At 70.7% G+C, this 9,650-nt stretch carries 8 protein-coding genes and 1 pseudogene; 3 read left to right on the top strand and 6 right to left on the bottom strand.

The genetic code is table 11. The features are described from left to right. The coding region (locus AN218_RS21765) for an ATP-binding domain-containing protein (protein WP_171908749.1) at nt 1-319 on the top strand (319 nt) is incomplete at its 5' end. Nucleotides 320-402: 83 nt separating this feature from the next. On the opposite strand, the gene AN218_RS38370 is transcribed toward AN218_RS21765, so the two are convergent. From AN218_RS38370 to AN218_RS21735, 6 genes and pseudogenes are all read right to left on the bottom strand, one after another. Then, on the bottom strand, nt 403-633 hold the full coding sequence (locus AN218_RS38370; RefSeq protein ID WP_070018584.1) for a DUF397 domain-containing protein: 231 nt from the start codon (nt 631-633) through the stop codon (nt 403-405). Nucleotides 634-784: 151 nt separating this feature from the next. Next, the gene (locus AN218_RS21755) at nt 785-1,300 is read right to left on the bottom strand and encodes a VOC family protein (RefSeq protein ID WP_070018583.1); all 516 of its coding nucleotides are present in this window, start codon (nt 1,298-1,300) and stop codon (nt 785-787) included. Nucleotides 1,301-1,395: 95 nt separating this feature from the next. Beyond that, nucleotides 1,396-2,124, bottom strand: coding sequence for an alpha/beta fold hydrolase (locus AN218_RS21750; RefSeq protein ID WP_070018582.1), 729 nt, complete (start codon nt 2,122-2,124; stop codon nt 1,396-1,398). Nucleotides 2,125-2,134: 10 nt separating this feature from the next. Beyond that, complete coding sequence (locus AN218_RS21745) at nt 2,135-3,577, bottom strand: amino acid permease (protein WP_070018581.1); 1,443 nt, start codon at nt 3,575-3,577, stop codon at nt 2,135-2,137. 181 nt (nt 3,578-3,758) lie between these two features. Beyond that, a pseudogene (locus AN218_RS21740) lies at nt 3,759-5,475 on the bottom strand (phytoene desaturase family protein). A gap of 38 nt (nt 5,476-5,513) precedes the next feature. Then, nucleotides 5,514-6,287: an MgtC/SapB family protein gene (locus AN218_RS21735; RefSeq protein WP_070018580.1), complete on the bottom strand. Its 774-nt coding sequence runs from the start codon at nt 6,285-6,287 to the stop codon at nt 5,514-5,516. Between the two features lie 610 nt (nt 6,288-6,897). Between AN218_RS21735 and AN218_RS21730 the strand changes: the two genes are divergently transcribed. Next, entirely contained in the window at nt 6,898-7,854 is a 957-nt protein-coding gene (locus AN218_RS21730) for a hypothetical protein (protein ID WP_070018579.1), read from the top strand. Between the two features lie 270 nt (nt 7,855-8,124). Beyond that, a complete protein-coding gene (locus tag AN218_RS21725; protein WP_070018578.1) occupies nt 8,125-9,579 on the top strand; it encodes an amino acid permease in 1,455 nt (484 codons plus the stop codon). Nucleotides 9,580-9,650 lie beyond the last annotated feature (71 nt).

The following is a 9,650-nucleotide window of genomic DNA, read 5'->3' as shown; positions in this document are numbered from 1 at the left end:
CGTCATCGCGCCCGACGGGGCGCTGCCGGAGCTGGCGCGGGCGCTGCCGTGGGCGGTCACGGGCGGCGGCCCGGAGGTGCTGGACGCGGAGTCGGCCCTGCTGGGCGTCGCGCAGGCCAAGGGGCTGGAGTTCGACCGGGTGGTGCTCGCCGACCCGGACGGTGTGCGGGCGCAGTCACCGCAGGGAGGCCACGACCTGTATGTGGCGCTGACCCGGGTCACGCGCCGGCTGACCGTCGTCCACGAGGGCCGACTGCCCGTGTGGCTGCGGCAGTCGGGCACGGACGGAGCCCCCGGCGGTGGCGGCGAGGGCGGCTGACGGCCGATGGCCGGCCGGCCCGCGAGACGGCGTGCCGGTGCTTCGGGCACGCCGTCTCGTCACCGGCGGTCCGTCGCCGGATGTCAGGTGAGGTCGAAGCGTCCGTTGCGCGCACCGAGGACGAAGGCGTTCCACTCACCCGGCGAGAAGATGACCGCCGGGATCTCTGGTGTACGGCCGTTGCGCATCGCGATGTAGCCCTCGACGAAGGCGATCTCCACGCCGCCCATCTCCTGAGTGCCCGACTGCCAGCGGGCGTTGGTGAGGTCGAGGTCGGGCCTCGTCACGGTGCTGGTGGTGGTGCGCTCGGCCACGTGCGAACCTCCTGGTTCTGTGTGCTGGAGGACTCAGCGTAACGAGCGGCGGAGGGCACCGGACAGGGATCAGGCGACGCCGATTCCAGAACCGCCCGCACCGCTTCGTCCCGCGCCCACCTCGCCGTACTCCCCGTACTCTCCGTACGCGTCAGACGATCTGGTGCCCGTTGAAGACGCCCAGACGCTCCCGGTACAGCTCCACGGGCACGCCGTTGGGGTCCTGGAAGTACAGGCTCTCCTCGACGCCGCGGTCCGGTCCGGCGTAGGCGACGCCCGCCGCGTCGAGCGCGCGGCGCGCCGCCGCGTGCGCCTCGGCGTCCACGGACAGGGCGAGGTGCTGCACTCCGCCGACGGTCTCGGCGAACGGCGGGTGGTCGTGGCCGGGGAAGTCGAAGAAGCCGAGCAGATTGCCGTTGCCGAGGTCGAAGAAGAAGTGCGTGGAGCCTTGGTAGTCGCGGTTCTCGACCATCTCGACGAGGGGGAAGCCCAGCAGCTCCTGGTAGAAGCGGACGGTCTCCTCCACGTCCCGGCAGATGAACGCCACATGGTGCACACCGCGCGCGGTCGTGGCCGGCCTGCCGGATGCCGGTGCCAGATAGCGGGACCTCAACTGCTCCCGCCTGGCCTGCAGTTCCTCCAGCGCCGTTCCCTCGGGCTCAGCCATCACGGATCCTTCTCCCTAAGTGCTTGTTCCTTCAACAATCACTCTAGGGGTGCCGGGGCACGGGCGCGACGTGAGCCGTACGCGGGTGGCCGGGGTCACCGCAGCCGCGTCTCTCCCGCGAGGAACGCCCGTACGGTCGCGGCGAATTCGAGGGGCCGCTGCTCGTGCACCATGTGCCCGCCGCCGTCGAGCGTCACGAAGGTGCCGTCGGGCACGTGCCGGGCCACGGCCGCCATGTCCTCCTGCGGCAGATGGCTGCCGGAGCCGCCGCCGACGACGAGGGTGGGCGCGGTGATCGCGCGCAGCCGCTCCCACCAGAGCGGGTCGGGCTCGTTGCGCTGCCGGTTCCACTGCCGCCGTACCTCGAAGTCGAACTGCGGGGCCTCCGGCGGCGGTTCGGGGATCTCGCGCGGCGGGTCGAGCGGCAGCATCGCCGCGGTCTCCTCCAGTACGAGGTGCTCGACGCGCTCCGGGTGCCGCCCGGCGAAGATGCCGGCGATCACCGAGCCGAGGGAGTGCCCGACGAGAACGATGCGCTCCAGGCCGAGCAGGTCGAGGAAGCAGCGCAGATCCTCGCTGTAGTCCTCCATGGCGTACCGGCCCGGCCGGTCGCTTCCGCCGTGGCCGCGCAGATCCGGGGCGTAGACCGGGTGCGCGGCGGCGAGTTGGGCGATCAGCGGGCCGCGCCAGTCCTCGCCGTCCTCGCCCAGGCAGTGCAGCAGGACGACGGGGGTGCCGTCGGCGGAGTCCGTCTCCTGTGCGCCCCACGTCCGGTACGCGATGCGGATGCCGTTCGCACGTACCGTGCGGACTTCGTCACTCATGCGAGCGACGCTAGCGCACGTCCTCTCCGGGGTTCTGCGGCTGCCGCCGGGCGAGTTCGGAGCGGCGGTAGGAGTAGCCGAAGTAGATGACCAGGCCGATCACGAACCACACGGCGAAGCGCACCCAGGTCTGCCACGCCAGGAACGTCGTCAGCCACAGCGAGAAGACGATCCCGACCGCGGGCACGACGGGCATGCCCGGGGTGCGGAAGGTGCGGGGCAGGTCGGGACGGCGGTAGCGCAGCACGATCACCGCGACGCACACCACGACGAACGCCAACAGGATGCCGATGTTGGTGAGTTCGGCCGCCTCCTCGATCGGCAGGAAGCCCGCGATCACGGCCGAGGCGACGCCCACGATCCAGGTGACGCGCGTGGGCACGTGCCGGGTGGGGTGCGTCTTGGCGAACCACTTGGGCAGCAGCCCGTCCCGGCTCATCGAGAACCACACGCGGGTCACGCCCAGCATGAAGGTGAACATCACGGTGAGGATGCCGATGATGGCGCCGACGGCGATGATGTCGGCGACCGCGCCCAGCCCCACGGACTGGAAGGCCGAGGAGAGCCCGCTCTCCTTGTCGATGTGGGTGTACTTCTGCATGCCCGTCAGCACCAGGCACACCAGGACGTAGAGCACCATCGCGATGGCCAGTGAGTACAGGATCGCCTTCGGCATATGGCGCTGGGAGTCCTTGGACTCCTCGGCGGCGGTGCTCATCGCGTCGTAGCCGAAGACCGCGAAGAAGACGGTGGCCGCGCCGGTGAAGGCGCCCGAGACGCCGAAGGGGAAGAACGGGTGGTAGTTGGCGGTCTTCACATGGAAGAAGCCGACGACGATGACGAGCAGCACGACGAGCACCTTCAGCGCCACCACCGCGGTCTCGAAGCGTGCCGCACTGCGCATGCCCCGGTTGAGCAGATACGCGATGAGCAGACACAGTAGCGCGGCGAAGAGGTCGACGCGGTGCCCGTCGCCCGTCCCGGGAGCCCCGAGCATCCACGCGGGCAGCTCGGCTCCGGCCGACTCCACCAGGAAGGAGAAGTAGCCGGAGATGCCGATGCCCACGACGGCGACGATCGCGGTGTACTCCAGCAGCAGGTCCCAGCCGATGAACCAGCCGCCGATCTCGCCCAGTACGGCGTAGCCGTAGGTGTAGGCGGAGCCCGCCTTCGGGATGAGCCCGGCGAACTCGGCGTAGGACAGCGCCGCGGCGGCGCTGGCGACACCGGCGATGAGGAAGGAGAGCACGACGGCCGGTCCGGCCTTGCCGTTGGCCACGGTGCCCGCGAGGGCGAAGATGCCTGCGCCGATGATGCCGCCGACGCCGATGGCGGTGAGCTGCCACAGGTTCAGCACCCGTGTGAGCTGCTCGCCGGAACCGCCCTCCGTCTCCGTGATGTTCTCGATGGGTTTGCGTCGCAGTACGCCTTGTGTACTCCAGAGCCCGGCCATCGAGGTCCTCCTCCGCTGATGTACCGGCTGGGGCACGTGCGCCTCGGCCGGCCTCCCGGGTCATGATGGCGCGCGGGCGCCGCGCGCGGAAGCACCGGGCGACCGGCCGCCGGGTACGGAATGCGGGGCACGCGCCACGAGCTGCGCGACGTGTGCCGCTACGGACCCGGCGGCCGTACGGTCACGACGCCCGGACGCCGCCGGTGTGACCGTCCGCCTCCAGCGCGGCCATCGCCGCGTTGTGCCCGCCGATGCCGCTGACACCGCCGCCGCGTACCGAACCCGCCCCGCACAGCAGGACGTTGGGGTATGCCGTGGCGACNCTGCCGCGGATCGGCTCCGGCGGCGGCGTCCGCGGCCTCACCGTCCTCGGCGGCCCACGGGAAGGAGAGGTCGCCGTGGAAGATGTGGCCGCCGGGCAGGCGCAGTTCGGCTTCGAGGTCCAGCGGGGTCTTCGCCTCGATGCAGGGCTTTCCGTCCGCGTCGAGGGCGAGGCAGTCGGCGAGAGGTTCGGCGAGATGCCGCTCGAACTCGGCGAGCGTACGGGCCAGGGCCTCCCCGCGTACGGCGTCGCGCCCGTCCGCGCTCTCCGCCGCGAAACAGCCGGCGGGTGTGAGCAGCCCGAAGAGGGTCAGGGTCTGGTAGCCCTCCTCCGCGAGCCGCGGACCGAGGATGGTGGGGTCGGTGAGCGAGTGGCAGTACAGCTCGGAGGGCGGCGCGCCCGGCAGCTCGCCGGCCGCGGCCTGCCGGTATGCCTCGGCCAACTCCCCGTAGCCCTCGGCGACATGGAAGGTGCCCGCGAACGCCGCACGGGGGTCGACGGTCTCGTCCTTGAGCCGGGGAAGGCGGCGCAGCAGCATGTTCACCTTGAGCTGCGAGCCGGAGACGGGCGCGGCGTCTCCCGCGCCGGAGTCCGCACCGGAGCCCGTAGCGGATGCTCCGCCGGCCGCCTCGCCGAGCAGCTCCCCCAGCGCCTGGGGCGAGGCGTTGACCAGGACGCGGCGGGCCGCCGCCGTGCCCTCGCCCTCGTCCGTGCGGTAGTGGACCTCGGCGGAGGCGCCGTCCGTGTCGATGCGCTGCACGGTGTGGCCCGTACGGATCGTCGCGCCCGCCTCGCGTGCGGCGTCGGCGAGCGCTCCGGTCAGGGCGCCCATGCCGCCGACGGGCACGTCCCAGTCGCCGGTGCCGCCGCCGATGACGTGGTAAAGGAAGCAGCGGTTCTGGATCAGGGACGGGTCGTGCGCATGGCTGAAGGTGCCGATGAGCCCGTCGGTGAGCACCACGCCCCGTACGAGGTCGTCCGCGAAGCGCTCCTCGACGGTCTCCCCGAGCGGCCGCTCGAACAGCGCCTCCCATGCCGCGTCGTCACCGATGCGCCGCCTCAACTCCGCGCGTGTGGGCAGCGGTTCGGTGAGGGTCGGGAAGACGCTGCGGGCGAGGCGCTGCGTCATCCCGTAGAAGCGCTCCCACGCCTCGAACTCCCCCTCCCCTCCGGTCAGTCGGGCGAAGGACTCGCGGGTGCGGGCCGTACCGTCGCCGACGAAGAGGCCGGTGGCCCGCCCCTCGCGCACGGCGGGCGTGTAGGAGGAGACGGAGCGCTTGCGTACGGCGAAGCGCAGCCCGAGGTCGTCCAGGATCCGCTGCGGCAGCAGGCTCACCAGGTACGAGTAGCGCGAGAGCCGGGCGTCGACGCCGGTGAAGGTCTGCTCGGAGACGGCGGCTCCGCCGGTGCGGCCGAGACGTTCGAGCACCAGCACGCGCTGTCCGGCACGGGCGAGATAGGCGGCGGCGACCAGGCCGTTGTGGCCGCCGCCGACGATGACGGCGTCGTAGGAGGCCGTCTCGCCGGCGGAGGCGCCGCCGGTCGCGGATGAGGTGTGGTGGGAGGCGGGAGGCATGCCTCTTCGTAGCATGCGCGGGGCGCTGCGGCCTACGGTCACTCCTCCGGGCCGGGGTCGTGCGCGACGTCCATGCCGAGCACGCCGGGCGTGCGGAAGATCTCCGTCGCCAACCGCCGTACGTCGCCCGTGCCTTCGATGCGCAGCAGCACCCGCGCGGTGTCGTCCTCGCGCTCGCGCCCCTCGCCGGCCGCCTCCTCCGCCGCTTCGCCGGGCTGGGGCACCCGGTCGACGCGTACGGCCAGGATGCGGAAGCCGCGGCTGGTGCACATCTCCATGAGCTGCGGCAGCAGGGCCGCTCCGGTGCGGTAGCGCAGCCGGACGGTGGACTCCGTCGCCGGCGGTCCCACCGAGAGCCGGGAGGCGAGCAGCGGGTAGCCGCGGACGATGACGAAGTGCAGCGCCGTGGTCACCGCGGCCAGCACACCGAGGCCGCCGCCGCAGGCCATGCCGACGGCGCAGGTGAGCCACACGGTCGCGGCGGTGGTCAGACCCCGTACGGCGTCCTTGCGCACGAAGATCAGGCCGCCGCCGATGAAGCCGATGCCGGTGACGATCTGCGCGGCGACGCGCGAGGGGTCGAAGGAGATGTCCTGCGTGCCCAGCACGTTGCTGAATCCGTACTGGGAGATCTGCATCATCAGCGCGCTGGCGACGCCGACGATCGCGTGGGTGCGCAGCCCCGCGCTCTTCTGCTGCGCGCCGCGCTCCCAGCCGATCAGCGTGGAGAGCACGAGCGCGAGACCCAACTCCCCGAGCTGGGCCCAGCCTTGGTGGTTGTGCACGTCCCACAGCGGAGCGGCCAGTTCCATCGCACTCCTCCTCTCGGTCCGGTACGCCGGGAAACTACCAGCAAGCGTACGATTCCGGACGCCCGCCGCGGGGAGGGGTCCTGGCGCGGGGACCGCTCCGTACGGCGCGGACGCCGGCCGCCCCGCGACAGGTGCGCGACGGTCACGAGGGTGCCGCGTTCCCGACTTCGGCCGGAATCAAAACAGTTCGGCATTCAACGTGATGCATTACCGGACGGCGTTTCTTCGAACAGGGCTTCCTCTACGGGGAGTCGGGCATCCCATGACGCGGCACCATGCCGCACCGTGAGCCCTACCGTGAGCCGTACCGCGGCGGCGTCCGGGCAACTCCCGCCGCCCGCCGCGGCGTCATCACAAATACACCCGCGGGGCGCTGACATATGCTCAGCACATACCCCACCTACGGGCGCGGCGCCAAAGCCGTGCCGAAAGGTGGAGAAACAGGGGCTCCCCGCGCGGAGCGATGGGGATTAGTGGTTCCGGTGGGTCATGACGCTGAGTAGGGTGTGCGTTGCTGCCGGGCACCGGGCACGTTCCGGTCGAATTCGGGTTGCCCGGATTGTGCCCATTGGCGCGGCATCGGCAGACACAGCAGATTCGGCAGGAGAGCATGACCGCTGGCTTTTTCGAGGGGCAGTACGTATGGCACCCGGCGGCCGATGACCGTCAGCTAGCGCGTGCATGCGTGGACGTACGGGCCGGCCGCTACCTCAGTTCGCACGAAGTGCTCAAGGACGCACGCAGGGACAACGGGCTGCGCGCGCACCGTTCGCTCGTGCTCGCCTCCGAGGCCTGCGACTCCGACCTGGCCGAGCGCTGGCTCGCGGAGGAACCCGGCAAGGAGGCCGCCCTGTTGTGGGCGCGGGTCTCCGCGCTGCGTGCGCTGCGGGCCGCGGACGCGGACGACCGGCACGCCGGCGACCTCGGCCGCATCGCCTTCGCCGCCTGCCAGCGGGCGGCGCTGATGGCCCCCAGGGATCCCACGCCCTGGGTGACGCAGCTCTGCCTGGCCCGTCTCCAGCGGCCCCGCGACCCCGCGCCGCAGGGCCTGTTGACCTCGCCGCCGGGTCCGTGGTCGCTCTTCTCGCACATACTCCGGCTCGACCCCTGGCACAGGGAGGCACACCACCGGTTCCTTTCGTTCTTCTTCGCCCGCCACGGCGGTTCGGCCAACGCCGCCTGGGACGTCGCCGCGTTCCTCGGCCAACGGGCCCCCGCGACCTCCGCGTTGCGGCTGCTCCCGCTCGTCGCCCTGCTGGAGGAGCACGACCCCTCCTCGCTGCTGGCCGACCGCACCTGGGAGCAACCCCAGTGGAAGGCCACGGCGTTGGGCGCCTACCAGCACTGGCTGCCGGAGGTCGCCGAGTACGAGTTCACGCCCGTACTGGACCTGGCCTATCTCGCGCACGCACTGATCATGGCCCACTGCGAGTTCGAGGCGCGCCCCGTCTTCGCCGCCATGGGCCCCTACGCCTCCCGTATGCCGTGGAGCGCGATGGGCGACCCGGTGCAGGAGCTCAACAAGGCCCGGCTGGCCTGCGGTCTGCCGGTGCCCGACTCGCGCTGAGGCGGCCCCAAGGCAAGGTACGGGCGACGGTCGCGGACTGTGACGGACCGTCCGCACCGCCTCCGGCTTCCGGCTTCCGGTCGTCGGCTGACGGGCTCCCGGATTCCGTGCCCCCGCCGCGGCCGTCAGCCGGCAGCCGCCCACCGGACTTTCCTTCAGCAATCCACAAAGAAAGGTATGACCGTGTCCGACTCCGCTTTTCCGGGGCTTTCGAGGACCCGGCAGCGCGAAGCGCCTGCCGCCCTGGACGATGATGCCACGCTGCACGCGATGGGATATCCGCGGAAACTGACCCGCAGATTCCGGGCGTTCGACAATTTCGCGATCTCCTTCACCATCATCAACATCATCTCCGGGATCTTCTCCTCGTTCGGCCACGGCATGAATGCGGGCGGACCGCTCGTCCTCGTATTCGGCTGGATCGGCGTCTCGCTGATGGTGCTCACCATCGGCGCCTCGATGGGCGAGATAGCGTCCGCCTATCCCACGAGCGGCGCGCTGTATTTCTCCGCCGGCAAACTCGCCAAGTCCCACAAGGGCGCGTGGTCCTGGTACACGGGCTGGCTCAACTTCGTGGGCCAGGTCGGCGGTACGGCCGCGACGGGGTACGCCGCCGCCACCTTCATCCAGGCGTTCGTCGCGATGCAGTGGCCGTCGTACGAGGTGACGGGCGAGCACACGGTGTTCATCACCGCCGTGATCCTGCTGCTCCAGGGGCTGGCCAACACCTACACGGTGCAGCTTGTCGCGCTCCTCAACCGGATCTCGGTGTGGTGGCTGCTGATCGGCATGGTGGTAATCGTCGCGGCGCTCACGGTGGTGCCGGACCAGCACCAGTCCGCGTCCTTCGTGACCCACTTCGCCAACAACACCGGTTTCACGAGCGCCCTTTACGGCGGCATGCTCGGCCTGCTCGTCACGAGCTGGACCTTTACCGGCTTCGACGGCAGTTTCCACATGTCCGAAGAGACGGTTCAGGCCACGGTGAACGCGCCGCGTGGCATCATGCGTGCGATCGGTTACTCCGCGATCACAGGTCTCGCCCTCATGCTCGCCCTGGTGTTCTCGATCCGCGACTACGACAAGGAAGCCGCCGCGGACGCCCCGCCCGTGCAGATTCTCATCGACTCGCTTGGCATGGGCATCGCGAAACTTCTGCTGCTCATCGTCATCGGCGCGATGCTGTTTTGCGGGCTGGCCAACATGACCAGCAACACCCGGCAGATCTTCGCCTTTTCACGGGACGGCGCCATGCCCGGCTCCCGCTGGTGGCATTCGGTCTCCCCGCGTACGCGTACGCCCGTCAAGGCCGTGTGGCTCGCCGCGGCGTGCTCCCTGATCCTGGTCATCCCGGGCTGGTGGTCGGAGACGGCGTTCACCGCCATCGTCAGCGTCAACGTCGTCGGGCTCTTCCTCGCCTATGCGGTGCCCATCTACCTCCGTCTGCGGCTGGGCAACGAGTTCCAGCCCGGACCGTGGCACCTCGGGCGCTGGGGACGGCCGATCGGGATCATCGCCGTGGTGTGGATCGTCCTCAGCAACGTGCTGTTCATGCTGCCGCACGCCTCGCCGATCACCGTCACGACGTTCAACTACGCACCGATAGCGCTCGCGGTGGTCCTGATCATCGCCACCGTGTGGTGGTTCGCCACCGCCCGGCGGCGCTTCCAGGGCCCGGTCAGCTACGGCCGCCCCGACGAAGTGGCGGCCATGGACCTGATCTGACGCCTCGTCACCGGACGCGGGCGATCGGTCCGACGCCCCAACGGGACGCCGGCGGGCCGGAGTTCCCGGCC

This window comes from Streptomyces nanshensis (genome assembly GCF_001751255.1).
GTDB classification, from domain to species: Bacteria; Actinomycetota; Actinomycetes; order Streptomycetales; family Streptomycetaceae; genus Streptomyces; species Streptomyces nanshensis_A.
Note: the sequence above shows the minus strand (reverse complement) of the source record. Positions and strands in the feature narration are given on the sequence as shown.

Bases quoted from the DNA above. Each gene is read 5' to 3' on its own strand.
- AN218_RS21755 (WP_070018583.1), bottom strand. From the start codon at position 1,300: ATGGCTGAGCCCGAGGGAACGGCGCTGGAGGAACTGCAGGCCAGGCGG.
- AN218_RS21750 (WP_070018582.1), bottom strand. From the start codon at position 2,124: ATGAGTGACGAAGTCCGCACGGTACGTGCGAACGGCATCCGCATCGCG.
- AN218_RS21745 (WP_070018581.1), bottom strand. From the start codon at position 3,577: ATGGCCGGGCTCTGGAGTACACAAGGCGTACTGCGACGCAAACCCATC.
- AN218_RS21735 (WP_070018580.1), bottom strand. From the start codon at position 6,287: ATGGAACTGGCCGCTCCGCTGTGGGACGTGCACAACCACCAAGGCTGG.
- AN218_RS21730 (WP_070018579.1), top strand. From the start codon at position 6,898: ATGACCGCTGGCTTTTTCGAGGGGCAGTACGTATGGCACCCGGCGGCC.
- AN218_RS21725 (WP_070018578.1), top strand. From the start codon at position 8,125: ATGGGATATCCGCGGAAACTGACCCGCAGATTCCGGGCGTTCGACAAT.